Here is a 24,652-nt window from a genome sequence, read left to right on the forward strand (position 1 = left end):
ACGTCAGCTCAGCAAGCCGGTGCTGACCGCCCCAATCAAAAACACCCCGAGCAAGGCGCGGTAGATCACGAACGGCCAGGTGGAGAAGCGTTCCAGAAACTTCATCAGGCCCCAGATCGCGAAGAACGCCGAAATGCTTGCCACCACCAGGCCGAAGATCAAGTGTGGCCAGGCATGGGCGGGCATGTCGGCGTGCAGCAGCACCCACAATTCTTTCAAGCCGGCGAGGGCGATGGCGGGCAGGCCCAGCAGGAACGAAAACCGTGCCGCTTCTTCGCGCTTGAAGTTGAGGAACAGCGCGGCGGTCAAGGTCGAACCCGAACGCGACACCCCTGGAATCAACGCGCCAATCTGCGCGATGCCCACGATCAGCGCGTCACGCAAACGCATTTCGCTCACTTCGCGAGTGTGGCGGGCGCGCAATTCGGCCGCGGCCAGTAACACGGCCATCACCACGCAGGCGATACCGATCACCATCAGCCCGCGCAGCGGCGAGTTGCAGGTATTCAAGGTCGAAGACAACGCCAGGCCGGCAATGCAGATCGGAATGGTCGCCAGCACAATCGCCACCGCCAGCTTGAACCAGCGGTCGTTGTAGTCACCCCGGCGCACGGCACGGATGCTGCCGGTGGTCACTTGATGCACGTCGCGCCAGAAGTAGCTCACCACCGCCGCCAGCGCCGCCAGTTGCATGGCAGCGGAAAACGCCGAGCCGGGATCCTGCCAGCCGAGCAGGGCAGGGACCACGCGCATGTGGGCGGTGGATGAGACCGGCAGCAGCTCGGTGATGCCCTGGATCACGCCCAGGATAAAAATCTGCAGGTAATCCAGGGAGGCAAAACCCACATCCAGGCCGGCGGAGCAGACGTTAGTCAAGATAGGTGTCCTTGAAAAAAAGGGATAGCCGGCGAAGTTTATTCTAAATGTTTCAGGAAATTGGGCAGGGCTGCGGCTATCTGCAATCGGTTCAGCCAATAGAAAGGTTGGACGATGTATTGGCCTTGCCGGTGGATTTGTGAACAATGGCGCCCTGCGTTTTTTCACCGAGAGCCCCATGCCTGAAACCACCGTCGAATTGATCCAGACCGGCCCTGAACACGCCGAGCTGATCCGCAATCTCTACCAGTATTACGCCTACGAATCTTCCGACTGGGAGCAGGAAGACGTCGAGGCCGATGGCCGTTTCTATATCCACGACGAACACCTGACCCGTTACTGGCAAGACCCGCAGTGGAGCGCCAACCTGTTACTGGTGGACGGCTATATCGCCGGCTTCCTGCTGATCGAAGGCAGCGAACTGCCCGGCATCGATGCGCTGGAGCTGGCCGATCTGTTCATCCTCAAGCGCTACCGCCGCAAAGGCATCGGCCGCGCCATCGCGACCCAGGTGCTGTGCAGCGGCGAGGCCAATTGGCTGCTGCGTTTCTATGATCAGGATGAAGTGTCCCAGGCGTTCTGGCGCACGGTGCTGGATAACCTGCCGCGCCCGGTGCAGATGCTGGAGCTTGAGGATGAGCCGCACTTGATCAGCTATCTGGTGACCCGTGCTTCACTGCATTGACCGGCTGGCCTGAGGCGGGCTGAACAACACCTGCTGCATCGCCTGCGGCGGTTGCCCGAACGCCCGCAGAAACGCCTGGCGCATGCGCTCGCGATCACCAAAGCCGGTCTCGCGGGCCACCACTTCGACCGGGTGGCGACTGGTTTCCATCATTGCGCGCGCCGCTTCCACGCGCAGGGCCTCGATAGCCTTGGCCGGCGTCTGCCCGGTTTCTTCGCGAAACACCCGGCTGAACTGGCGCGGGCTGAGGCGGGCGACGTCGGCGAGGGCTTCCACCGACAGGTCATGGGTGAGGTTTTCACGGGCGTAGGCCAGGGCCAGTTGTACGCGGTCGGACTTGGGGTCCAGTTCCAGCAACGCCGACAGTTGCGATTGCTCGCTGCCGCGCCGTTGTGCGATCACCAGCTTGCGGGCAATGCGCCGGGCCAGGTCGCTGCCCAGGTCGTTCTCCACCATGGCCAGCGCCAGGTCGACCCCGGCGCTCATGCCAGCGCCGGTCCACACCTGGCCGTCGACCACGAATAACTTGTCTTCCTCCAGATGGATATGCGGGTAGCGCTTTCGAAACGCCGGCGCGTGGATCCAGTGGGTGGTGGTGCGCTTGCCGTCCAGCAAGCCGGCTTCGGCCAGCACGAAGATGCCCATGCACAGCGAAGCCACACGGCGCGATTGCGCGGAGGCAGCCTTGACCATCTCCAGCAGGTTGGCTTCCGGCAGGCGAAACTCCAGGTAGCCGCTGACGATCAGCGTGTCATAACCCTGCGGCCGGATCGGCGAGGTGTTCACCGAAAAGCCCTGGGAGGTCATCACCGCGCCGCCGCTTTCCGACACCAGGTGAAACTCATAGGCCGGCTCGCCCCGCAACAGGTTGGCGCACTCGAACACCGAGCCCAGGCTGAGGCTCAACGACTGGAAGTTCGGGTACACCATCAGCGCAACGCTGTGCATTGTCATTCTCCAAGGGGCGCGGGAGGGGGGATTGTCGGCGCGTGCCCGGTAAACGGCAACTGCCTTTGGCCGATGGCCGGAATCCTTGCGCATATGACATTGTGAGCCTGCGACCGCGGCCCTAACATTCCCTTAACGAACTAGACGACTGGTCTAATCGGCAGGGGCCAAACATGAACAGCGAAACCCGAAGTGCACGGCATACCATCCTTGAAAGCGCACAAGCGATTGTGGGTGCCAAGGGATTTTCCGCGGTGGGATTGAACGAAATACTTCAAGCCGCCGCAGTGCCGAAGGGATCGTTCTATCACTACTTCGCCTCCAAGGACGCTTTCGGTGTGGTGTTGCTCGATACCTACTTCGACAACTACGTACACGGCATGGAGCAGTTGTTCAGCCAGGCGGATGTGTGCGGCTACACCCGGCTGATGCGCTACTGGCAGGCCTGGATCGACAACCACACCGGTTGCACCGATGCCGGCAAATGCCTTGCCGTCAAACTCGGCGCCGAGGTGTCAGACCTTTCAGAGCCGATGCGCCTGGCATTGCAGCGCGGTACGTCACGCACCATCGATTTGCTCGCCATGGCCCTGCGCCAGGGCGTGCAGGACGGCTCGCTGAGTATCGAGCAAACCCCGCAAAGCCTGGCCCGACGCCTGTATGCGCTGTGGCTGGGGACCAGCGTCATGGGCAAGATCACCCGTACCACCGCGCCGTTCGATGAGGCGCTGGGGCTGACCCGGCAGTTGCTGGGCCACCCTGAAAACCCTGTTAATCACAACGATCGAGGCACTGGAAAATGAAAGTATTAATGGTACTGACCTCTCACGACCAGCTTGGCGATACCGGCCGCAAGACCGGCTTCTGGCTCGAAGAGTTTGCCGCTCCCTATTACGCGTTCAAGGACGCCGGTGCCGAAATCGTGCTGGCATCGCCGGCCGGTGGCCAGCCGCCGCTGGACCCGGTCAGCGATCAGCCGGACTTCCAGACCGAACAAACTCGGCGCTTCGCCGCTGACCCGGCCGCGCAGCAGGCCCTGGCCACTACGGTGAAACTGGAGTCGGTCAATGCCGACGACTTCGACACCGTGTTCTACCCAGGGGGCCACGGCCCGCTGTGGGATCTGGCCGAGTCGCCGGTGTCCATCGCGCTGATCGAATCGTTCGAGCGCGCCGGCAAGCCTATCGGGTTTGTCTGCCACGCACCGGGCGCCCTGCGTCACGTCAAGGCGGTCAACGGCGAGCCATTGGTCAAAGGCCGTCGCGTCACCGGGTTCTCCAACTCGGAAGAGGCGGCGGTGGAATTGACCGACGTGGTGCCCTTCCTGATCGAAGATGAATTCAAGAAACTGGGTGGTACGTACGAGAAGGGCGCCGACTGGCAGTCTTTCGTGATTGTCGATGGCTTGCTGGTGACGGGGCAGAACCCTGGCAGTTCCAGCGACGTGGCCAAGGCCCTGCTCAAACTCACCGCTTAACTTAAATAAACGATTGATGCGTTGGCGGCTCGCAAGAGCCGCCAGTGTTTTCGCTCGTGCTGAATTTGGAATATCCCCATGGCTCATCCCTTGAACACTCCAGTAAAACTGGGGCATCACACCTTGAACAACCGCGTTGTGCTGCCGCCCCTGACACGCCAGCGCAGCGCCCAACCCGGCGATATCGCCACCGACTTGATGGCTGAGTACTACCGCCAACGCGCGAGCGCCGGTTTCATGGTCAGCGAGGGCACCCAGATCGAGCCCCGTGGCCAGGGTTACGCGTGGACACCGGGGATCTATACGCCTGCGCAAATCAACGGCTGGCGCAAGGTCACCGAGGCGGTGCATGCCGAAGGCGGTGTGATCTTCGCCCAGTTGTGGCATGTGGGCCGCGTGTCCCATAACGCCTTGCAACCCGACGGCGCCGCGCCGGTCGCACCGTCGGCCATCCAGGCCTTGCAGGCGAAGGCGTTCATCGAAACCGCGCCGGGTGCCGGTGAGCTTAAGCAACCCCCGGTACCCCGCGCCCTGACGGTGCTGGAGATCGAGGAACTGGTCGGCCATTACGCACAAGCGGCGCGCAATGCGTTGGACGCAGGCTTCGACGGGGTGGAGATTCATTCGGCCAATGGCTATCTGGTCAACCAGTTCATCTCAGCCCATTCCAACCAGCGTGAGGATGAATACGGCGGGTCCCTGGAAAACCGCCTGCGCTTCTTGCGCGAAATTGTCGAAGCGGTATGCCGCGTCGTGGGCCCCGAGCGTGTGGGCGTGCGTTTTTCGCCTTTGTTCAGCGGCACCGATCAGGAGCGGGTGTACATCGGCCTGGTGGAAGAAGACCCGCACCACACCTACATCGAAGCGATCAAAGTGCTGGAGCAGTCGGGCATCGCGTATGTCTCCATCGCCGAAGCCGACTGGGACAATGCCCCCGTGCTGCCGGACAGCTTCCGCCAGGCCGTGCGCAGCACCTTCAGTGGGCGCATCATTTATGCTGGCCGCTACACCGCTGAACGCGGCGGGCAGCTGGTGCAAGCGGGGCTGGCGGACCTGATTGCGTTCGGGCGCCCGTTCATTGCCAACCCGGACCTGCCGCAGCGGCTGTTCAATGGCTGGCCGTTGAACGCGTTGAAGGCTGATGGGCTGTATGGCGGGACGGAGGCGGGGTACGTCGATTACCCGACTTACATTCAGCCATAGACCCCGTGCAGCTCGTCAGATGCGGGTCATGGAAATAGACAGGTAAAGTCGCACTTGCTACCGTATCAAAAGGTAATACCTTTGAATAACGGAGGGGTCGCACGATGGCCACGTCTATAAAAATTGACGATGAGTTGAAGCAGCGCATTCAGCTGTTGGCGGGTGCGCGGCAGCGTACCGCGCATTGGATCATGCGCGAAGCGCTCTCTCAGTATGTCGAGCGGGAGGAGGCGCGTGAGAGCTTCAAGCAGGAAGCGTTGTCGTCCTGGAAAAACTATCAGGAAACGGGGTTGCACTTGAGCGGCTCCGAGACGCGAGCCTGGCTTGATACCTGGGGTACGGAGCACGCTTCGGAGCCGCCCAAGTGCCACGACTGATCATCACCGCAACGGCGCTGACAGGGTTGGAGCGCTGTCGGCATTTACTGATGGAGAAAGACCCGCAGGTCGCCCGCAGGGCCGCCCAGACGATCAACACGCAACTGTTGCGTCTGGAGTCCGACCCTGATGTCGGCCGGCCCTATGAGCCATCCCCCGAGTTGCGTGAGCTTGTGATCGCCTTCGGGGACGCCGGTTATGTTGCGTTATACCGCTTCATCCCTGCGGATTCAGCGGTTATGGTCTTGGCCTTTCGGCACCAACGGGAAGCCGGGTACTGACCCTTCACTCCACCCGCAACACAATCTTGCCGATATGATCGCCACCTTCCATCCGCGCGTGCGCCTGAGCGGCGTCGGTGTATTCATACACCTTGTCGATGATCGGCAGGCAGCGCCCTTCGCTCAACACCGGCCATACATGTTCACGCAATTGATCGGCAATCGCGGCCTTTTCTTCGCGGGTGCGGGCGCGCAATAGCGAACCGGTGATCACCGCGCGTTTACCAAGAATGGTCAGCAGGTCGACGTCGTTGGCCTTGCCGCCACCGAGGAAGCCCAGCATCACCAGGTGGCCGTCCATGCCCAGGGCCTTGAGGTTGTTGTTGAGGTAGGAGGCACCCATGATGTCGAGGATCACATCGACGCCCTGGCCGGCGGTCTGCTCGGCGATGACCTCGGCAAAATCCTGCTCGCGATAGTTGATCGGTTGCGCGCCGAGCTTGGCAATCGCCGCGCATTTCTCGGCGCTGCCGGCGGTGGCGAAGGCCTGGATACCGAACTCCTGGCAGAGCATCAAGGCGGTGGTACCGATGCCACTGGTGCCGCCGTGGATCAAGGCGCGCTCGCCGTTACAGGCGCCACCGAGACCAAACAGGTTGGCCCAGACGGTGAAAAAGGTTTCCGGCACGGCAGCGGCTTGAATCCAGTCCATGCCTTCGGGAATCGGCAACGCTTGGCTGGCCGGCACTGCGCAGAATTGTGCATAGCCGCCGCCATTGGTCAGGGCGCAGACCTTGTCGCCGAGCGCGTATTGATCCACGCCTTCGCCCAGTGCGACCACTTCACCGGCCACTTCCAGGCCTGGAATCGGGCTCATGCCGGGTTTCATCGGGTACTTGCCGGCCCGCTGCAGGGCGTCGGGGCGGTTGACCCCGGCCGCATGCACGCGAATCAGGATCTCGCCCGGGCCGGCCACCGGTACGTCGGCGCGACGCGGTTGCAGCACGTCGGGGCCGCCAGGGGCGGTGATTTCGATCAGGGTCATTTCTTGTGGCAAGGTCATGAATGGGTTCCTGTGGCAATGAGCGTATGGGTTGGGACCGTGGCGAGCGGTCGACGGTTCAGCCAGATCATGCCCACTTCCAGCAGCAGTGCAACCACAATGGCGCCCGCCGCGATCAGGAACAACAGCAGATGCTGGCCGCCAGTGCCGTTGAAGAGGGCCGAGTAGGCAAAGCCTGCGAGTGCCTGGAAGGTGGCAAAGGACACCGTCGCCCGGCTCCAGGCGATCTGCTGCAGGTGATGCTGGGGGATCAGTTCGTGGACCCGCGCCAGTGCCAGTGGCACGATGCCTGGCGGGAACGAACCGAGGATCAGCGCCAACACGGCCAGGGCGGTGAAGGAGCTTGAGACCGCCAGCAAACCCAGGGCAATCGCCTGTATCACCAGCACGACGCGAATACTCAAGCGGGCGCCGAGCGTGTCGGCAAGGAATCCGTAAGTCACCGGCCCGGCGATGGCGCCCAGGCCATACATCACCCAGACCATCGCCCCGACATGCGCCCCGGCACCCAGGCCGCGTGCCACGTAGTCCACCAGGAACACCATGGCCGGCACCAGGCCTGCGGCCATAAAAGCGTATTGCGCGAACAGCAGGTACACCGCCGCGGGCGTCGGCGTTGCAGCCGTTGCTGGCGCTGCTTCGTGCACCGTGCCGTTGGGCCAGGCAAACCAGCTGGCGGCGGTCAGCACCAGGGCCAGCAGGCCCAGGCCGAACCAGGTCTGCTGCAGGCCCAGGCTCAGCAACGGCGGTACGATCGTGCCGGAACCGGCGATGCCCAGGCCGATGCCGAGGAAAATCGCGCCACTGGCCAGGCCACGGCGTGCGGCCGGAACATGCGGCAGTACGGTCGCCGCCACCAGCACCATGATCGCGCCGCCGGCGATGCCCGAGAGCAGGCGCCAGGCGAAGAACCACACCACCGACAAGGGAAAGCCACAGGCGAAAAACGCCAGGGTCACCGCCACCATCATCAGGCGCAGAGCCGTCTTGTTGGAAGTTGCTCGGGCGATGGGCCGGCCGATCAGCGCACCGACCAGGTAACCCACCAGGTTCGCGGCGCCGAGGTAGACCACGTCGCTGGCGGAGAACCAGTGGGCCTGGATGAGTGAGGGAATCAGCGGCGTATAGGCAAAGCGTGCCAGGCCGATGCTGACCAGGCTGGCGCACAGCCCGGCGAAGATCGGTAACCAGACGGCGTTTCGGGATAAAGCCTGCGTGTGCTGCATGGTGGCGGTCCTGGGTATTTTCTCAGGCGGCCAGCATAGCGAGGATTAATGATGCAATAATGCAGCGAATTTGCGACGCATTGATGCGTTTATGCTGCGGGGGTGGCGATGAATTGGGACGATGCACGAGTGTTTCTGGCGGTGTGCCGTGAAACCACCTTACGTGGCGCGGCGCGGGTGTTGGGTGTGGATCAGGCGACGGTCGGGCGGCGGGTCAACGCGCTGGAAAAATCCCTGGGCGCGACCCTGTTCCTGCGCACTTCCGAGGGCTATGCACTGACTGCCGTGGGGGAGGCCGCGTTGCTTTCAGTGGAGAAAATGGAGCGCTCGGCCCTGGAGTTGCAGCGCCAGATACAAGGCCTGGATGAGCGCCTCACCGGCATTGTGCGCGTCAGCACCACCGACTCCCTGGCCATTGACTTCCTGATCCCGGCCATCGCGCGCCTGCATGAGCAACACCCGGACGTACGCGTGCAACTGGACGCCTCCACTCAGTTCCTCAGCCTGGCCAAGCGTGAAACCGACATCGCCGTGCGCAACATCCGCCCGGACAACCCCGACCTGATCGCCCGGCGCATCGCCCGCTGGCCGGTGGGGCTGTTCGCGGCGCAGTCCTATATCGACCGCCACGGCCTGCCGGAACCGGGCAGCCTGTTCGAAGGCCACGACCTGGTGGTGTACCAACCCTACCTGCAAAACCAGAAAGACCTGACGTTGGCCAGCGAACCCCTGGGACGCGGGCGGATTGTCGCGGCGTTGAGCTCCAGCCTGCTGGTGCGCCGCGCGATCGCCGCCGGCATTGGCGTCGGCGAGATTCCGGTGTACACCGGGGAACGCGACGGCCTGGTCCGCCTGTGGCCGCAGCGCACGCGACCATTGCCCTATGACGTCTGGCTGGTGACCCATGCCGACCTGCGCCATACCGCGCGGGTGCGGGTGGTGATCGATGAAATCGTCGCGGGTTTTTCAGCGTCCTCGGTGTGAGGACAGCACACCCCTGCAAGCCCGTCGTTGCGGCCAGGGCCACACTGGCAGTCATTTCGACGGACACAGGTGGCGTATGAGCGAAGCAAGAAAACAAGATATCGGGCTGTTGTTTCTGCGGGTCAGCGGGGCGCTGTTTCTGCTGTGGGTGCACGGGTTGCCGAAACTGCTGCACTACAGCGAGCAGCTAAAGCTGATTGAAGACCCGTTTCACTTGGGTGCGTCGGTTACCTTGCTGCTGGCGATATTTGCCGAGGTGCTGTGCCCGCTGTTGATCATCGCGGGGGTGTGGGTGCGCCTGGCCTGCCTGCCGATCCTGGCGGTGCTGGTGATCGCGCTGCTGGTGGTGCATCCGGAGTGGACGCTGTTCGAAGGGCAGTTTGGCTGGCTGTTGATGATTATCTTCAGCAGCATACTGATCGCGGGGCCGGGGAGTCTGCGGCTGGGACGGCGATTGGCCTGAACAAAAAGGGTCGGGCGAACCCTGATTCAAATGTGGGAGGGGGCTTGCCCCCGATAGCGGTGGGCCAGTCAATGTATTGCTAACTGACCCACCGCTATCCGGGAGCAAGCCCCCTCCCACAGGAAGTACTCAGCGGTTCAGGAACGCCAGCAGGTCTTCATTGAGCGCTTGGGCGTGGGTCACGGCAAACCCGTGCGGCGCGTCCTTGTACACCTTCAGTTCGGCACCCTTGATCATCTGGGCGGCAACCTTGCCGGTGGTTTCGAACGGCACGATCTGGTCGCCGTCACCGTGGATGACCAGGGTCGGCACGTCGATCTTGGCCATGTCCGGGCGGAAGTCGGTCTGGGAGAATGCGGTCACGCAATCCACGGTGGATTTGAGCGAGGCTTGCAGCGCGATTTGCAGGGTCTGGGTGAGTACGCCTTCCGAGACTTTCTGGCCCTGGTTGATACCGAAGAACGGCGTGTTGAAGTCGCTGATGAATTGGGCGCGGTCCTTCAGCAGGCCGGCCTTGATGCCATCGAATACGTCGTTGGGCACGCCCTGCGGGTAATCGGCTTTCTGGCCGAAGATCGGCGTCACCGCACCGAGCAGTACCAGCCCGGCGACCCGTGCGCTGCCATGGCGCGCGATGTAGCGAGCCACATCACCGCCACCCATGGAAAAGCCCACCAGGGTCACGTCCTTGAGGTCCAGGTGTTCGATCAACTGGGCGATATCGTCGGCAAAGGTGTCGTAGTCGTTGCCGGTCCACGGCTGGTCCGAGCGGCCAAAGCCTCGGCGGTCGAACGCAATGGTGCGAAAGCCGCGGCTGCTCAGGTATTCCATCTGGTATTCCCACATGTCGGCATCCAGCGGCCAGCCGTGGCTGAACAGCACGGGCTTGCCGCTGCCCCAATCCTTGAAATAGATCTGGGTACCGTCTTTGGCAACGAATGTGCTCATCTGAAACTCCTTTTGTCTGCATGAAAAGAGTGGGTGAAAAAATCCGCGTTGCTGCATCGCGAAAAAGCCTGCGCCAAAAGCCGACGCCCGGCTTGTATCGGTGTGCTCGCCTGCGTTACCAACTGAACTTGAGTTCCACGCCCAGGTAGTTGCTGTCATGCCCACCGGCATCGCGCAGGGTCTGGCCGACCGCGTAGTGCACGGCTTCGACCGCACCGGTCAGGTTCGAGGTGAAAGCGTAGTCGGTGCGCAGCTGACCGTAGGCGCCGGTCCAGCGTTCACCCTGGCCCGCGGTGCCGGCGACTGGCAGGTTGGGTTGGGTGTAGACCGCGTCCGCAGTGGTTTGCCGCCACAACAGGCCGACGGCGGTTTGCACGCTGAGCCTGGCGATGGGCTTGACGGTGATCGACGGCTTGACGTGAATCAGGTTGCTGTAGCCGGTATAGCCCGCCAGGGAAAAGTAGTAGCCGTTGGGGAACAGCGGGTTGAAGGTGCCCACGGTTCCGTCACCGGTTTTGCGGTCGCCGGAGGCGATGTCCAGTTGCAGGCCGAGGCGCGGTTTCCACGCCAGGCTGTCGAAGGTGTAGCCGGTGCGGCTGCCGCCGGCCCAGGCGCGGATCGCCTTGTTGCCCACCGAGCCATTTTGCAGCATGGCTTCGATGTCCCAGTCAAAGCCCTGTGCGGCGCCACCCAGGCGTGCATCGAAGAACTGGCGCGTCTCGTCGCCGTCGGCGTCCAGATAGTGCGCCGCGCTGCGCTCATACACGCCGTAATAGGCCGACAGCTCATTCGTACCGCCCACCAGGCGCTCGACCCGCAGCAGGTGAAAGCGCGCGTCGCTGTTGGACTTGTCATCGAAATGCCGGCCATCCTGGTACTGCACCGGTTGGCTGGCGATCCCGATAAAGCGCCAGCTCGACGTTTCCCAGTCGGCCCACAACGCATCGAACGACTGCCGCACATTCGGGCCGTCCCGTGACGAAATGAAGCGCTGCAAGTCGAAGGCAAAGTCCTGGCGGCCGATACGGCTCTTGAACGTGCCGCTGCTGAAGGTGTTCACGTATTCGGCAAAGGCCAGGCGCAAATCCACGCGGTTCTGGTCGGCGCCGCCTATCGTGGTTTTGTCATAGGCGCGCACGTCTTCCAGCTGGGTGAACACGCGCCAGTGCTCATTCAAGTGCAGGTCGGCGTGGACCTGGAAGCGCTGGATCAGGTAGCGATCACGGGCGACGTTCTTCACGCCGAAACCGCTGGCGTCATTCATCTCGAAACGCTCGCGCAAGGTCGCGCCCAGGGACAGGTAGCTGAACGGGTTGGCGCCCGACAGCGGGATGTACTTGAGGCTGTCCAGCGGCTGCGTGCGCAGCGCCGGATCCTTGAGCACCGACCAGTCTTCCTGCCAGCGATTGGCCTTGATCGCCGGTCGGCTCGGTTGATCGTCGGCGTGGACGCTGCCGACGAGCAGCGGCCACAGCACGGCCAGGCTCCAGCCTGTGTGACGAATCATTTTTTCGCGGTGAGCTGGTGGATTTCCGCGACATAACCGCCGGGGAATTCGACCAGTGCGCTGCGCCGGCCTTTGCTGTCGAACGCCGGCACCAGCACCTTGGCCCCGGACGCGCCGGCCTTGCCGAGGGTGGCGGCCAGGTCGCTGACCTGATAACCGGTGGTGTCGTGGCCGAACGGGTAGGGCAGTTGGCCGTTGGTGACCAGCACCGCCATGCGCCCGAAGGCTGACTCGATCTCGACGCGACGATAATTGCCGTTCGCCTGGCCCACATCGGCCGCGGGGGCGTGCTTGTCGTCGCTCACCACCTTGCCGTGGGAGAAACCGAGAAACGCCTTGATAAAGCGCTCGGCGCTGTCGTTGGACACATACACGCGGTTTTCCGGAACGGTCTCGAACGCCGCGTAATCCGGGGTCTTGGTGTGCCAGTAGAGCTGCATGTTCACACCGCCCGGCCACTGCACCACGGCGTCACGGCCGATGGGGTCGGGAAAATCGCTGACGATTACATCGGCGCCATTGTCCCGCGCCGCCTTGAGGGCCACGTCCATGTCCTTGACCAGATAGCCGTTGCGCTCCTGGCCGAACGGGTGTGGCACGGGCGTGGTAAAGCCGAACAGCGAAACCGTGCCCGCCGGGGTCTGCAGCAATTGCGAGGTGGTGCTGCTCGGCACCGGCAGCACATTCACCACCACCTGGGGCGTGCTCTTGCCGCCGAACGTGGCCAGGAAGCTCTGGGCGAAACGGTCGACATCGGCCGGCGCGACATACACATGGCTGGTGTCGTATTGCGGCGCGACCGCTACGCTTGGGGTGGCCGCCAAAGCGCTGTTCATCATTGCGCTTGCCAACAGCGTCAATGCCACGGATATCTTGATTGCTTTGTTACGCATGCCCACTCTCCAGCGCTTCTACGGGTTCGAAAGCCGTGAGGTTAGGGCGCAGGGCGCAGCGGGAATTGTATGGACGTGCTCGGTTGAACGTTTCAGCGGCCAGTTGTGTCCACCGAACTCTTCCGTCAGATCACACAGGTGAACGAAATGGCCAAGACTTACAGCTATGCCGCTCGGGACTCCAAGGATTCGCTCAAACCCTTTACCTTCGAGCGCCGCGCCCCCGGCGCGGATGACGTACAGATCGACATTCTGTATTGCGGCGTGTGCCATTCAGACTTGCACACGGCCCGTAACGAGTGGAACAACACCCTTTACCCGTCGGTGCCCGGCCATGAAATTGTCGGCCGTGTGACGGCGGTCGGCGCCAATGTGACGAAATTCAAGGTCGGTGACCTGGCGGGCGTTGGCTGCATGGTCGACAGCTGCCAGCAGTGTGCATCCTGTGCCGAGGGTGAGGAGCAGTATTGCGAGAACGGCTTTACCGGGACCTATAACGGGCCTTTGTTCGGTGGCGAGAACACGTACGGAGGCTATTCGGACAACATTGTGGTCAAGGAGCAGTTCGTGCTGCGCATTTCCCACGATGATTCGAACCTGGCGGCGGTGGCGCCGTTGCTGTGTGCCGGGATTACCACGTATTCGCCTCTGCACCACTGGAAGGTTGGGCCGGGCAAGAAGGTCGGCGTGGTCGGGCTTGGCGGGCTTGGGCATATGGCGGTGAAGATTGCTCATGCCATGGGGGCGCATGTGACGTTGTTTACCACGTCGCCGAACAAGCGTGAGGATGGGTTGCGCCTGGGCGCTGATCAGGTGGTGGTGTCGAAGAATGCGGATGAGATGGCCAAGGTTGTCAACAGCCTGGACTTTATTCTCAACACGGTCGCTGCGCCGCATGATCTTGATGCGTTTGTCAGTTTGCTCAAGCGGGATGGGACGATGACGTTGGTGGGGGCGCCGGACAGTCCGCATCCTTCGCCTGCGGTGTTTAATTTGATCTTCAAGCGTCGCAGTTTGGCGGGGTCTCTGATTGGTGGGGTTCAGGAGACTCAGGAAATGCTGGATTTTTGTGCCCAGCATGGGATTGTTTCGGATGTTGAGATGATTGATATCCAGGGAATCAATGAGGCGTATGAGCGGATGTTGAAGGGGGATGTGAAGTATCGGTTTGTGATTGATATGGAGAGTTTGAAGAAGGAGAGTCAGGTGGCTTGATCCAGTTGGGTTGGATTGAGTACATATCCGTTGCTGCGGTAACGGCTACTTAGGGTTCCGCTCTTACAGCGGGTCACTTTTGGAGGGACCCAAAAGTAACCAAAAGGTCCTCGCCCCACCACTCGGCACCTCGCCCAGGCTCGGTGTGCCCGAACGCAGGCTTGAATCCGTGGGCCGCCGCCATGCGCCATCCATGGCGCAGGGCGGCTAACCCGGCGTCCTGCCGGGTTACCCACGGATTCAAGCCCGCGTTCGGCCAGCGTGGTTTAACGGGGCGACCGAGATCAAGATCAAGAGCGACTCGCTGCGCATCGTAGATAGGCAAGAATCAGCGCCGTACTGTGGCGAGGGAGCTTGCTCCCGCTGGGGCGCGAAGCGGCCCTCGCTCTTCAAGACTGGGACTGCTACGCAGTCCAGCGGGAGCAAGCTCCCTCGCCACAGGTTATTGATTGGCTGAGCCATCGCGCACCCTCCACCGATCAGGTCGGCTTTAAGGCCGCCTCGTTTTTGCTTTTGCTTTTGCTTTTGCTTTTGATCTTAAGCGCCCCGTTAAACCACGCTGGCCGGAAGCCGATAGTGATTTGGGGGGTAAACCGGCAGGACGCCGGTTTAGCCGCCCCGCGCCATGGATGGCGCGTGGCGGCGGCCCCCCAAATCACTGTCGGATTACGGGCACACCGAGCGTGAGCGAGGTGCCGAGTGGTGGGGCAAGAGCCCTTTGGTTACTTTGGGGCTTTTCCAAAGTGACCCGCTGTAAGAGCGGAACCCTAAGCAGCCGTTACCCAAATAACGGATATGTACCCGATCAACTCCAATCCAACCTCAAGCCACCATGATGATCTTGGACACCAACTCCACCACCGTCTTGGCCTGCAACTTCCTCATCAACCGCGCCCGATGCACCTCCACCGTCCGGTGCGAAATCCCCAACCGCAGCGCAATCTCCTTGGATTTGAGCCCATTGACAATGTGCATGGCAATTTCCCGCTCCCGCGGCGTAAGGTCGCCTGTGCCCTGATGGGTACGGTCCAGCCGCTCGAAATGCCAGATCATCAGCTTGAACGGATCCCTGGGCGTCAGCGTGTAGCCGTGGGACTTGGCCCAGAACACCTCGCCATTGCGATGCTGCATAAAACGCTCGTCGGAATAAAACCCGTTGTCGCTGTCGAGCAACCAGTCATGGCTGCGCTTGCCGATGGCCTGGTAGTCGGCCTGGGACGGGTAGATCAGCAGGGTCAGCTGATTGAGCAGCGTCTCGCGGGTGTAGCCGAACAAATTGAGGAACGCGTCGTTGCAGTCGAGCATCACCCGGTTGCTGGTGACCAACTGCGGGGCGGGGGATAGCTTGAACGCCAGGCGTTCGAGATCTTGAAGTGGCTGGGTAAACACGGTCATGGGGCATCCTGCCTCGTTGTTCAACTCACTGGCGGACTACTTATCCATGTAAGTAGTTACACGAATTGGCGCGCGACCAGAGGTGGGTCATTGTAGGGAAAATCCGGTCCAAGCACAGAAGAAACTGATTATGCCTGTTGATTGCGTGTCTATCGTTGCCGCTGGTCATTCGCGTTTTGGTCGCCTGGAAGGCACTACGCTGGAGGATCTGATTGTCCAGGTCACGCGCGAGGCCCTCAGCGATGCCGCCCTCGATGCGGCGCAAATCGACGCGCTGTTCCTCGGCCATTTCAATTCCGGGCTGGTGCCCGATGGGTTTGCCGCTTCGTTGCTGCTGCAGGCCGACCCCGGGCTGCGCTTCAAGCCGGCCACGCGCTGTGAGAACGCCTGTGCATCCGGGTCTGCGGCGATCCAGGCCGGGGTCAATGCAATTTTGTCCGGCAGCGCCGAGCTGGTGCTGGTGGTGGGGGCCGAGAAAATGACCCACACCTCAACGGCCGCCGTCACCCAGGCGCTGGCCGGGGCCGGTTACCAGAACGATGCGGCCGAAGCCGGCTTGAGTTTCCCGCAGTTGTTCGGCCGCGCCGCTCGCCAATACGCCGAGCGCTACCACTGCCCGCTGGGCTCGATGGCGGCGATTGCCGCCAAAAACCATTCCAATGCCATGGCCAACCCGTTGGCGCAGATGCACCGGGAGATGAATTTCGAACACTGCAATAACGTTTCCCAGAGCAATCCGTTCGTGGCCGAGTCGCTGCGCCTCACCGATTGCTCGCTGATCAGCGATGGCGCGGCGGCGATTGTGTTGGCGTCGCCCAAGCGCGCACGGGCGTTTCGCCGCGATGTACAGATCCGTGCGATGACCCAGGTCAACGACGCCTTGCCCATCGCCCAGCGCGATATCCTGGCGTTTGAAGGCCCGCAGCGGGCGATTCATTCGGCGCTGCGCGGGGCTAATGTGACCCTGGCCGACCTGAGTTTCGCCGAGGTGCACGATTGCTTCACCATCGCCGAACTGCTGATCTACGAAGCCATGGGCCTGGCGCCCAAAGGCGAGGGGCACCGTGTGCTTGACAGTGGCGTAGTGCGCGCCGGCGGGCGCTTGCCGGTGAACCTGTCCGGTGGGCTCAAGGCCAAGGGCCATCCCGTCGGCGCCACCGGTGTGTCGATGCATGCTCTGGCGTTTCGACAGTTGACCGGCGAGCCGATTGGCCTGGCGGTGCCCAACGCGGAGTTCGGGCTGGTGTTCAACATGGGCGGCATGGCGGTGGCCAACTACGCCTCGGTCCTGCACGCGCGCCGGTACTGAGCCATGAACATCGCCAACTGGTTGCACGACACCCAGCGTCGTGACCCGCAGCGCCCGGCACTGTTCGAAGGCTCCCGGCAAGTGGCCGACTACGCCACCTTCACCGCCCATGTGCGCCAGCGCGCCGCGCACCTGGTGGACCAGCACGGCTTGCAGCCAGGGGATGCGGTGGCGGTGCTGATGAAAAACAGCTGCGACTACCTGGAGCTGCTCTATGCCATCTGGTGGATGGGCGCGGTGGCGGTTCCGATCAACGCCAAGCTGCACCCGACCGAAGCGGCATGGATCGCCGATAACGCGCAAGCACGCTTGATCTTTACCGATGGCGGCCGGGTATTCTCATCGCGGGACCTGCCGGTGCGCTGCACCGAACTCGATGGTCACCTGCTGCCGCCGAACCGGGGCTGGCCCACCCTGGAGCAACCGGTGCCGCGCGAGGACCACGATCTTGCCTGGCTGTTCTACACCTCTGGCACCACCGGACGTTCCAAGGGTGTGATGCTGTCCCATGGCAACCTGATCGCGATGTCGTTGTGTTACGCCACCGATGTCGACCCGGTGAGCGCCGACGATGCTGCGCTGTACGCCGCGCCGATGTCCCATGGTGCCGGGCTCTACAACTTCATCCACGTACGCTGCGGCGCGCGGCATGTGGTGCCGGCGTCCAACGGCTTCGACGCCGCCGAGCTGTTTGGCCTGGCGGCCGAACTGGGCCGTGTTTCGCTGTTTGCCGCGCCGACCATGGTCAAGCGCATGGTCGAGCAGGCGCGGCGCCAGGGCTATGACGGCGAAGGTATCAAGACCATCGTCTACGGTGGCGGGCCGATGTACCTGGCCGACTTGCGCGACGCCGTCGATACCTTCGGCGCCCGCCTGGTGCAGATTTATGGTCAGGGCGAAAGCCCGATGACCATCAGCGTGCTGCCCCGCAGGCTGATCGCCGACCGCCAGCGCCCCGACTGGGCAGCCCTGGCGGCGTCGGTTGGCTATGCGCAAGCCTGCGTTGAAATCCGCATTCTGGATAGCGCCCACCAACCCTTGCCGACCGGCGAACGCGGTGAAATCGCGGTGCGCGGCGCCACGGTGATGCAGGGTTACTGGCGCAATCCGCAGGCCACCGCTCAAACCCTGGTCGATGGCTGGCTGCTCACCGGTGATATCGGATTTCTCGACTCCGCCGGCTACCTGACCCTCACGGATCGCTCCAAGGACGTGATCATCAGCGGTGGCAGCAATGTGTACCCGCGTGAAGTCGAGGAGGTGCTGGCCCAGCATCCGGAGGTGTTCGAAGTGTGCGTGGTGGGCGAGCCGGACGCGCAATGGGGCGAGTCGGTAGTGGCGTTCGTGGTGACGCGCAGCGGCCAGCCCCTCGACGAAGGCGAACTCACGGCATGGTTCGTGGCGCGCATGGCGTCGTTCAAGAAACCAAAGAAATATGTGTGGCGCAGCGACTTGCCCAAGAACAGCTACGGCAAGATCCTCAAGACCGACTTGCGGCAGTGGTTGAAAGCAGCGACTATCGCCGCGCTTTAGCATGGATCGACAAACAGACAAGGAGTCCCCTCGATGGGCAATCACGCGCAAGACACCGTCCGCAAACGCCGCCGCGCGTTTCTCGGTGCCACCTCCGGCCACTTGATCGAGTGGTATGACTACGGCGTCTACGGCTTTCTTGCCGTGTACATCGGCCAGGCGTTCTTCGTCTCCGACGATCCCACCACCAGCCTGCTGGCCAGTTTTGCCGCCTTCGCCCTGAGCTTCTTCATCCGGCCGTTGGGCGGGCTGTTCTTCGGGCCACTGGCGGACAAGATCGGCCGGCGCAAAACCCTGATCATGGCGCTGGTGATGATGACCGGCTCCACAGTGATGCTGGGCTTGCTGCCGACCTACGCCACCCTGGGCATCGCCGCCCCGATCCTGCTGATCCTGGTGCGTTGCGTGCAAGGCTTCTCGGCCGGCGGCGAGATCGGTACGGTGACCAGCTTCATTTCCGAATACGCCGGCCCTGGCCGACGCGGCTTTGCCACCTGCTGGCTGATGGTCACCGCCGTGCTCGGCCTGCTGCTGGGCGGCGCGGTGGCCAACGGCATGACCTGGGTGTTGGGTACCGAGGTCATGCAGGAGTGGGCCTGGCGCGTGCCGTTCCTGATCGCCGCGCCCCTGGGCTTCATTTCCATGTACATCCGCCTCAAGCTCGAAGACAGCCCTGAGTTCCTCGCCTTGCAGCGCGCCGGGCAAACTTCCCGTGCACCGCTGCGCGAAGTCTGGCAGTGGAAGCGCGCCATCGCCCTGGTGTTCTTCATCATCACCTTGCACAGCTCGATCTTCTACCTGGTGCTGACCTTTGCCTCGACCTACATGGCCAAGATCCTCAAGTTCGACAGCGGCACCACCTTGCTCTACGTCTTCGTCGCCAGTTTTTCGGCTGCCTTTGTCATGCCGTTCGGCGGCGCGTTCACCGATAAATACGGGCGCAAGCCGTTTTTGATGGTGGTCGGTACGCTGGCGACATTGGCGATGTACTGGCTGTTCAAGATGGCCCCGACTGCAACGCCGGTGACGTTCTTTGCGCCACTGATGGCGGTGGCGATCCTGTTCGGCTTGTACGCCTCGTCCACCTATGCACTGATGAGCGAACTGCTGCCCACGCGCATCCGTTCCACCGGGATTGCCGTGGCGTACAACGTGCCGGTTGCGGTGTTTGGCGGCAGCGCGCCGCTGATCTCCACCTGGCTGATCAAGGTGACCGGCGACATTACCTCGCCCTGGTACTTCTATGTGGCGACCGGGGTGGTATCGCTGATCGCCTTGGTGCTGCTGCGCAAGGAGGACTTCGTGGCCAGCGGCAATCCAGTGGCAGCGCCTGCGGGGGCGGCACTGGCCTGATGGGTGGGGCGTTGCATCGGCGCTGCAACTGCGCCAGGCTTGGCAGCCTCATCCCTTCGGAATGAATTGCGTGCAGGCTACCCGTTTGACCCTGATCTGCCATGCGGCCACGCCGTCGCAAAAACGCGCGCGCTTTGCCGATGACGAGTCGCTGGTGATGGACTGGCAAGGCGCGGCGCTGTCTTTGTCGAGCGGTTACCCAGCGTCTGCGCGCCTGTTGTGCGGGCCGGAGGCGCGAACCCGGCAGACGGCGGGGTTGTTCGGTGAACAGCCGCGCATCGAACCGGCCCTGCGCGACGTGGACCTCGGGCGTTGGAAAGGCCAGGCTCTGCGCGACCTCGATAGCGGCGAACTGAACGCCTGGCTCACCGACAGCGCCCATGCGACCCATGGCGGCGAGTCGGTGGAGCAGCTGTGCACGCGGGTCGGGCTTTGGATGAAGTCCCTTGAGAGCGAGCCTGGTCATGTACTGGCGGTGACCCACCCGTTCGTGATCCGCGCCGCGCTGCTCTACGTCATGCAGTGCCCGATCTCGATGTTCTACCTGATCGACGTGGAACCGCTGTCGCGCACCGAGCTGCGCTTCAACGCGGTGTGGCGCCTGCGCCTGGAAACTCACGTCTTGGGCCCTGATCATGGCAAAATCCACGCCCCGCAATGAGAGTAACCCATGAAACGCATCCTGATCATCGGCATCGGCGCCGGCAACCCTGACTACATCACGATGCAGGCCGTGAAGGCGCTGAACCGCACCGACGTGTTTTTCCTGATGGACAAGGGCCAGAGCAAGGACAAGCTGATCGACCTGCGCCGCGAAATCTGCGAGACCTACATCACCGAGCCCGGCTATCGCTTTGTCGAGGCGCAGTGCCCTGAGCGGGTGCGCGGTGATATCGACTACACCACCGCCGTACGTGATTTGAACCGCGACAAGCAGCAGACCTTCGAACGCATGATCAACGAGGAAATGGCCGACGGAGAAGTGGGGGCGTTCCTGGCCTGGGGCGACCCGGCGTTGTATGACAGCACCATCCGCATTTTGCAGGCGATCCTTGCCGAAGGCCGCTGTGAATTCGAATTCGAGGTGATTCCCGGTATCACCAGCGTGCAGGCGCTGGCGGCGCAGCATAAGGTGGCGTTGAACCGTATCGGCAAGTCCGTTGAAATCACCACCGGGCGCCGCCTGGCGGCGGGGCAGGCGAGTGATGCCGACACCCTGGTGGTAATGCTCGATGCCGAAGACTCCTACCGCAGCGTGGCGGATCAGGACCTGGATATCTATTGGGGCGCCTACCTGGGCACGCCGGACGAAATCCTGATCAGCGGCAAGGTGGCTGAGGTCGCCGAACACATCCAACGCGTGCGCACGGCTGCGCGGCTCGCCAATGGCTGGATCATGGACACCTATTTGTTGCGCAAACCCTGAGGGATGGTTCCTATGCTCAAACTGCTCGCTCTCACGCTGACCTTGCTGGCCGGTGCCGCCCACGCCGATTCCGACCTGCATACCGATTTGCCGCTGTCGTACCTGGAGCAGACCCAGGGCGATGCACGCAACCAACCACTGGTGATTTTCCTGCATGGTTTTGGCAGCAACGAGCAAGACCTGTTTGGCATCAAGGATGCGCTGCCTTCGACCTGGACCTACCTGTCGGTGCGTGCGCCGATGCCGGTGGAGCCGCGTGGCTATCGCTGGTTTACCAAGACCCCCGGTGACGGTGATTACGATGGGGTAACGGCCGATCTGCAAAGCAGCGCCAGGCTGATTGAAGACTTTGTCGGCAAAGCCACCGCCAAATACCACACCGAACCTGACCGGGTGTTCCTGGTGGGGTTCAGCCAGGGCGCGATCATGTCCTATGAGGTGGGCTTGCGCAGGCCCGAGCTGGTGCGCGGGATTGCGGCGCTGAGCGGCAGCGTGTTGCCGGTGCTCAAGGCTGAGCTCAAGCCGAATGAAGCGCTGGGGAAGCTGGCGATCTTCATCGGGCACGGCACCTTGGACCAGGCGCTGCCGTATGCGTCTGGCACGCGGGCCAACGAGGTGCTGGAAGGCATCGGCTTGAAGCCGCAGTTTCATGGTTATCCGGGGATGAACCATACGATCAGCGAGGCGGAAATCCAGGACCTGAAGGCCTGGCTGGAAGAAAGCCTCAAATAAGCACGGTATGAAAAATGTGGGAGGGGGCTTGCCCCGATGGCGGTATTTCAGTCACAGATGTATCGACTGATTCACCGCTATCGGGGGCAAGCCCCCTCCCACATTGATTTTATGTCGCTTGGAAGATTGGCTTACTTGCCGCCGGTGATCTGCTTCACCAGTGCCGCATGGCCCTTCACATCGTCCGCCCGTGAAATCGCCTGGATCACCAGCAGGTGATTGCCCGAGCCGCCGAGGAACGTGGAGTTCAGGGTCTTGCCGCCGCCTTGTGTGGCGGTGCTGTCGACCTGGCGCAGGCCAAGGCCCTTGAAGGTCAGTTTTTTCTCGTTGAGTTTCTTGAAGTCGGGCAGGGCGGCGCTCTGGTTCTTGACGAAATCGTTCACCGCGCCATCCAGGAATTTCGCGTCGTTATCCTGGATCGTGACTCCGTCGTTACGCACGGTTTCGGCGACGATCACCACACTTTTCGTGGACGCGTTGGCGTACAGGGTGCCTTGGGTATCGGCGGTGCCGTCTTCAGCCTTGCCGGAAGGCAAGACGTCGGCGGTGTAGGCCTTGGGCAAGCTGAAGGTGAACTTGCCGCCCAGGGTAGAGAGGGTTTGCGTGGCTGGTTTGGCGGCGGCGAATACGCTGCCGGCGGTCAGCGCGAGGGCCAGCAGCGCTGCAGTCTTGGTGAAAGTGGCCATGAAGCGCTCCAGAGATGAACGAAATTGCGGCGTATTCTGTCAGAAAATTCGCAATATCGTTCATCCGCTACCTCACACCTTGTCGGACTCTTCCTGAAGCCGATCCATCTCAAACAACCGCGCCAGTTCCGTACGGGCTTCCTGGGCGCTCTGCATGAGTTTGGCCGCATCGTCGTACACCGCGTGCTGCGCGGCGAGGACTTGCTGGTCGTGGGTTTTGAAGCGGTCGATGCGCGCATCGGCCTGGGCCTGGCTCAAACCGAGACCGACCAGGGTGCGACGGCTCATCTCCAGGCTGGAGTAAAAGGTTTCGCGCACCGGTGAGGCGTCCAGGTCCACCAGGCGGTGTACGTGCTGGCGGTTACGCGCACGGGCGATGATCTTCATGTGCGGGTAGAGGTTACGCACCAGCTCTGCGGTCTTGATGTTGATCTCCGGGTCATCCATGGCGATCACGAAGAATTCCGCCTGGTCGACCTTGGCCGCATGCAGGATTTCCGGGCGTTGCGGGTCACCGTAGAACACCGGCATACCGCCAAAGCTGCGGGTCAGTTCGATGGTTTCCACCGAGGTGTCCAGGGCGATGAACGAGATGTTCTGCGCACGCAGGATTCGCGCGACGATCTGGCCCATACGGCCCATGCCGGCAATCACCACACGCGGTGCGTCGCTTTCGATGGCGCGGTATTCCTCGGGCACGTCCACCGGCTTGACCTTGGGCTTGAACAGCTTCGGGCACACCAACAGCAGCAGCGGCGTCACGGCCATGGACAGGGTGATGGTCAGCACCAGCACATCGTAGAGGTGCGGTTCGAACAGGCCCTGGTCGCGGCCGATCTTGAACACCACGAAGGCAAACTCACCCCCTGCCGCCAGTACCACGCCCAGGCGCAGGGCGCTTTCGCGGTTGAGTTCACCCGCCATGCGGCCCACGGCGTAGAGCAGCGGCAGTTTCAAACCGATCAGCAGCAAGGTCAGCCCGATCACCACCAGCGGTGCGCTGAGCAGCAGGCTGAGGTTGGCGCCCATGCCCACGCTCATGAAAAACAGCCCCAGCAGCAGGCCCTTGAACGGTTCGATCTGGGATTCCAGCTCGTGGCGGTATTCCGAGTCCGCCAGCAGCAACCCGGCCAGGAAGGCGCCGAGGGCCATGGACACGCCCACCAGCTCCATCAGCCAGGCGGTGCCGATCACCACCAGCAATGCGGTGGCGGTGGACACTTCGCGCAGGCCGGTCTTGGCGACGATACGAAACACTGGGCGCAACAGGTAGCGCCCGCCGATGATCACCACGGCAATACTGCCGAGGATCTGCAACACATGCTCGACGCCCTGGGCTTCGGTGGTCGGATGGTCGCTGCCGGCCAGCAGCGGCACCATGGCGATCAACGGGATGGCCGCGATGTCCTGGAACAACAGGATCGCAAAGGCCAGGCGCCCGTGGGGTTGGTTGAGTTCCTTGCGCTCGGCCAGGCTTTGCAGGCCAAACGCAGTGGAGGACAGCGCCAGGCCCAGGCCCAGCACAATCGCGCTGTTCCATGACTGGCCAAACAGCCACAGCGCCACCGCGCCCATCACCAGCCCAGTGAGCAGCACCTGAGCCAGGCCGACACCAAATACCGCCTTGCGCATTACCCATAGCCGTTTGGGCGAAAGCTCTAGGCCGATGATGAACAGCAACAGCACCACGCCCAATTCAGAAAACTGCGCCACGCTTTGCGGGTTGCCAACCAGGCCCAACACCGAGGGGCCGATGATCACGCCCGCGAACAGATAGCCCAACACCGCACCCAGTTGCAGGCGCTTGGCCAGAGGCACGGTGAGCACGGCGGCGAAGAGGAACACCACGGCTGCTTGTAACAGGTTGCCTTCATGGGGCATTGCGAACTCCATTGTTTGCTTGAATCAGATGCTGACGCTTTCAAGGTCGAGGTTGTGTGGCGAGGGAGCGTGCTCCCGCTGGGTTGCGCAACAGCCCCCAAAAAGCGTGCGGACGCTGCGCGCCCGAACGGGAGCAAGCTCCCTCGCCACGGTCCTCTCGCAGCTCAGGGAAAGGGCGCTATTAGAGCGCGTTTTCACATTTTGAAACTTGTATTTTTGATGCAAGGGCCAATGGATATTGGCCGTTATCC

At 62.4% G+C, this 24,652-nt stretch carries 25 protein-coding genes; 15 read left to right on the plus strand and 10 right to left on the minus strand.

Annotation, left to right across the window (positions count from 1 at the left end):
• Nucleotides 1-3: 3 nt before the first annotated feature.
• Complete coding sequence (locus C4J94_RS11110) at nt 4-876, minus strand: undecaprenyl-diphosphate phosphatase (RefSeq protein ID WP_124386194.1); 873 nt, start codon at nt 874-876, stop codon at nt 4-6.
• 178 nt (nt 877-1,054) lie between these two features.
• Between C4J94_RS11110 and C4J94_RS11115 the strand changes: the two genes are divergently transcribed.
• Complete coding sequence (locus tag C4J94_RS11115) at nt 1,055-1,561, plus strand: GNAT family N-acetyltransferase (protein ID WP_124386195.1); 507 nt, start codon at nt 1,055-1,057, stop codon at nt 1,559-1,561.
• Here the strand turns inward: C4J94_RS11115 and C4J94_RS11120 are convergent.
• The gene (locus C4J94_RS11120) at nt 1,550-2,509 is read right to left on the minus strand and encodes a GlxA family transcriptional regulator (RefSeq protein ID WP_124386196.1); all 960 of its coding nucleotides are present in this window, start codon (nt 2,507-2,509) and stop codon (nt 1,550-1,552) included. The genes C4J94_RS11115 and C4J94_RS11120 overlap by 12 nt on opposite strands.
• A 173-nt stretch (nt 2,510-2,682) precedes the next feature.
• On the opposite strand from C4J94_RS11120, the gene C4J94_RS11125 reads away from it, so the two are divergent.
• From C4J94_RS11125 to C4J94_RS11145, 5 genes are all read left to right on the plus strand, one after another.
• Nucleotides 2,683-3,312: a TetR/AcrR family transcriptional regulator gene (locus C4J94_RS11125; protein WP_124386197.1), complete on the plus strand. Its 630-nt coding sequence runs from the start codon at nt 2,683-2,685 to the stop codon at nt 3,310-3,312.
• A complete protein-coding gene (locus C4J94_RS11130) occupies nt 3,309-3,986 on the plus strand; it encodes a type 1 glutamine amidotransferase domain-containing protein (protein ID WP_124386198.1) in 678 nt (225 codons plus the stop codon). The genes C4J94_RS11125 and C4J94_RS11130 overlap by 4 nt, the downstream gene beginning before the upstream one ends.
• A 78-nt stretch (nt 3,987-4,064) precedes the next feature.
• The gene (locus C4J94_RS11135) at nt 4,065-5,189 is read left to right on the plus strand and encodes an alkene reductase (protein WP_124386199.1); all 1,125 of its coding nucleotides are present in this window, start codon (nt 4,065-4,067) and stop codon (nt 5,187-5,189) included.
• Between the two features lie 104 nt (nt 5,190-5,293).
• Nucleotides 5,294-5,566, plus strand: coding sequence for a CopG family ribbon-helix-helix protein (locus C4J94_RS11140; RefSeq protein WP_124386200.1), 273 nt, complete (start codon nt 5,294-5,296; stop codon nt 5,564-5,566).
• Nucleotides 5,567-5,592: 26 nt separating this feature from the next.
• A complete protein-coding gene (locus C4J94_RS11145; RefSeq protein ID WP_256657722.1) occupies nt 5,593-5,847 on the plus strand; it encodes a type II toxin-antitoxin system RelE/ParE family toxin in 255 nt (84 codons plus the stop codon).
• A gap of 4 nt (nt 5,848-5,851) precedes the next feature.
• Here C4J94_RS11145 and C4J94_RS11150 read toward each other — a convergent pair whose 3' ends face one another.
• Together C4J94_RS11150 and C4J94_RS11155 are read right to left on the minus strand one after the other, a co-directional pair.
• The gene (locus tag C4J94_RS11150; RefSeq protein WP_124386202.1) at nt 5,852-6,850 is read right to left on the minus strand and encodes an NAD(P)H-quinone oxidoreductase; all 999 of its coding nucleotides are present in this window, start codon (nt 6,848-6,850) and stop codon (nt 5,852-5,854) included.
• Nucleotides 6,847-8,076 (minus strand): YbfB/YjiJ family MFS transporter, encoded by a 1,230-nt coding sequence (locus C4J94_RS11155; protein ID WP_124386203.1) that lies wholly within the window; start codon nt 8,074-8,076, stop codon nt 6,847-6,849. The genes C4J94_RS11150 and C4J94_RS11155 overlap by 4 nt, the downstream gene beginning before the upstream one ends.
• Before the next feature lie 108 nt (nt 8,077-8,184).
• Between C4J94_RS11155 and C4J94_RS11160 the strand changes: the two genes are divergently transcribed.
• Together C4J94_RS11160 and C4J94_RS11165 are read left to right on the plus strand one after the other, a co-directional pair.
• A complete protein-coding gene (locus tag C4J94_RS11160) occupies nt 8,185-9,060 on the plus strand; it encodes a LysR family transcriptional regulator (protein WP_124386204.1) in 876 nt (291 codons plus the stop codon).
• Between the two features lie 76 nt (nt 9,061-9,136).
• Nucleotides 9,137-9,523 (plus strand): DoxX family protein, encoded by a 387-nt coding sequence (locus tag C4J94_RS11165; protein WP_124386205.1) that lies wholly within the window; start codon nt 9,137-9,139, stop codon nt 9,521-9,523.
• A 129-nt stretch (nt 9,524-9,652) separates the two neighbouring features.
• Here the strand turns inward: C4J94_RS11165 and C4J94_RS11170 are convergent, their stop codons facing one another.
• From C4J94_RS11170 to C4J94_RS11180, 3 genes are all read right to left on the minus strand, one after another.
• Nucleotides 9,653-10,471: an alpha/beta fold hydrolase gene (locus C4J94_RS11170; RefSeq protein WP_124386206.1), complete on the minus strand. Its 819-nt coding sequence runs from the start codon at nt 10,469-10,471 to the stop codon at nt 9,653-9,655.
• A 115-nt stretch (nt 10,472-10,586) separates the two neighbouring features.
• Nucleotides 10,587-11,978 carry an alginate export family protein gene (locus C4J94_RS11175; protein ID WP_124386207.1) on the minus strand — a complete coding sequence of 464 codons (1,392 nt, stop codon included), beginning with the start codon at nt 11,976-11,978 and terminating at the stop codon, nt 10,587-10,589.
• On the minus strand, nt 11,975-12,871 hold the full coding sequence (locus tag C4J94_RS11180) for a VOC family protein (RefSeq protein WP_124386208.1): 897 nt from the start codon (nt 12,869-12,871) through the stop codon (nt 11,975-11,977). The genes C4J94_RS11175 and C4J94_RS11180 overlap by 4 nt, the downstream gene beginning before the upstream one ends.
• Before the next feature lie 147 nt (nt 12,872-13,018).
• Between C4J94_RS11180 and C4J94_RS11185 the strand changes: the two genes are divergently transcribed.
• Complete coding sequence (locus tag C4J94_RS11185; protein ID WP_124386209.1) at nt 13,019-14,086, plus strand: NAD(P)-dependent alcohol dehydrogenase; 1,068 nt, start codon at nt 13,019-13,021, stop codon at nt 14,084-14,086.
• Between the two features lie 822 nt (nt 14,087-14,908).
• Here the strand turns inward: C4J94_RS11185 and C4J94_RS11200 are convergent.
• Nucleotides 14,909-15,481 (minus strand): LuxR C-terminal-related transcriptional regulator, encoded by a 573-nt coding sequence (locus tag C4J94_RS11200; RefSeq protein ID WP_124386210.1) that lies wholly within the window; start codon nt 15,479-15,481, stop codon nt 14,909-14,911.
• A gap of 130 nt (nt 15,482-15,611) precedes the next feature.
• Between C4J94_RS11200 and C4J94_RS11205 the strand changes: the two genes are divergently transcribed.
• The 6 genes from C4J94_RS11205 (at nt 15,612) to C4J94_RS11230 (ending at nt 21,834) form a co-directional block, all read left to right on the plus strand.
• Nucleotides 15,612-16,790 (plus strand): acetyl-CoA acetyltransferase, encoded by a 1,179-nt coding sequence (locus C4J94_RS11205; protein WP_124386211.1) that lies wholly within the window; start codon nt 15,612-15,614, stop codon nt 16,788-16,790.
• 3 nt (nt 16,791-16,793) lie between these two features.
• Nucleotides 16,794-18,323 (plus strand): class I adenylate-forming enzyme family protein, encoded by a 1,530-nt coding sequence (locus C4J94_RS11210; protein WP_124386212.1) that lies wholly within the window; start codon nt 16,794-16,796, stop codon nt 18,321-18,323.
• A 33-nt stretch (nt 18,324-18,356) separates the two neighbouring features.
• Nucleotides 18,357-19,676 (plus strand): MFS transporter, encoded by a 1,320-nt coding sequence (locus tag C4J94_RS11215; protein ID WP_124386213.1) that lies wholly within the window; start codon nt 18,357-18,359, stop codon nt 19,674-19,676.
• Between the two features lie 70 nt (nt 19,677-19,746).
• A complete protein-coding gene (locus tag C4J94_RS11220) occupies nt 19,747-20,337 on the plus strand; it encodes a histidine phosphatase family protein (protein WP_124386214.1) in 591 nt (196 codons plus the stop codon).
• A gap of 9 nt (nt 20,338-20,346) precedes the next feature.
• A complete protein-coding gene (gene cobF / locus C4J94_RS11225; protein WP_124386215.1) occupies nt 20,347-21,102 on the plus strand; it encodes a precorrin-6A synthase (deacetylating) in 756 nt (251 codons plus the stop codon).
• A gap of 12 nt (nt 21,103-21,114) precedes the next feature.
• Complete coding sequence (locus C4J94_RS11230; protein WP_124386216.1) at nt 21,115-21,834, plus strand: alpha/beta hydrolase; 720 nt, start codon at nt 21,115-21,117, stop codon at nt 21,832-21,834.
• A 131-nt stretch (nt 21,835-21,965) separates the two neighbouring features.
• On the opposite strand, the gene C4J94_RS11235 is transcribed toward C4J94_RS11230, so the two are convergent.
• Both C4J94_RS11235 and C4J94_RS11240 read right to left on the minus strand, forming a co-directional pair.
• A complete protein-coding gene (locus C4J94_RS11235) occupies nt 21,966-22,520 on the minus strand; it encodes a hypothetical protein (protein WP_124386217.1) in 555 nt (184 codons plus the stop codon).
• Nucleotides 22,521-22,592: 72 nt separating this feature from the next.
• Complete coding sequence (locus tag C4J94_RS11240) at nt 22,593-24,401, minus strand: monovalent cation:proton antiporter-2 (CPA2) family protein (RefSeq protein ID WP_124386218.1); 1,809 nt, start codon at nt 24,399-24,401, stop codon at nt 22,593-22,595.
• Nucleotides 24,402-24,652 lie beyond the last annotated feature (251 nt).

The organism is Pseudomonas sp. R5-89-07, assembly GCF_003851685.1.
In the GTDB taxonomy this organism is placed as follows: domain Bacteria; phylum Pseudomonadota; class Gammaproteobacteria; order Pseudomonadales; family Pseudomonadaceae; genus Aquipseudomonas.